The organism is Ruegeria sp. AI3 (genome assembly GCF_056541245.1).
The window spans coordinates 1-516 of record NZ_JBQFYA010000108.1 but is presented as its reverse complement, the minus strand read 5'-3'; the positions used below and the strand labels follow the sequence as shown (position 1 = coordinate 516).

The window sequence follows — 516 nt, the reverse complement described above, 5'->3', positions numbered from 1 at the left end:
TCGCGGGTCATGCCGAGCTGTCGCGCCGCACCTCGGTGCCGATTGCCGTCGGCGAGAGCATGTATTCGCTGAGCCAGTTCAAGGATTACCTGCAAGCGGGCGCGGCCAGCATCGTGCAGGTCGACGTCGCGCGGATCGGGGGGATCACCCCGTGGCTGAAAGTGGCGCATCTGGCCGAGGCGTATAACGTCATGGTCTGCCCGCATTTCCTGATGGAACTGCACTTGCCGCTGGTCTGTGCCGTACCCAACGCGAAATGGCTGGAATACATCCCGCAGCTTGACAGTGTGACCACGGACGCGATGCGCATCGAGGATGGCTTTGCCATTCCGTCAGACGTGCCCGGGCTTGGCATCGCGTGGGACTGGCAGGCGATCGAAGCCCAATCCTCGCCGATCACAATCAGTGAGGGCGCATGATGAAACGTATGGGTATGGTGATCGGCGTAAAACCCGAAAAACTGGACGAATACAAACGCCTGCACGCAGCCGTCTGGCCTGATGTGTTAGCGCAGAT

At 60.7% G+C, this 516-nt stretch carries 2 protein-coding genes; both read left to right on the top strand.

Annotated elements, in window-relative coordinates; all coding sequences use genetic code 11:
• Window positions 1-419: enolase C-terminal domain-like protein (locus tag ACRZ95_RS23315; RefSeq protein ID WP_480555798.1), on the top strand; the 419-nt coding region annotated here is incomplete at its 5' end.
• Window positions 416-516 (top strand): L-rhamnose mutarotase (locus tag ACRZ95_RS23310; RefSeq protein WP_480555800.1); only part of this gene is annotated, 101 nt, incomplete at its 3' end. The genes ACRZ95_RS23315 and ACRZ95_RS23310, both read left to right, overlap by 4 nt.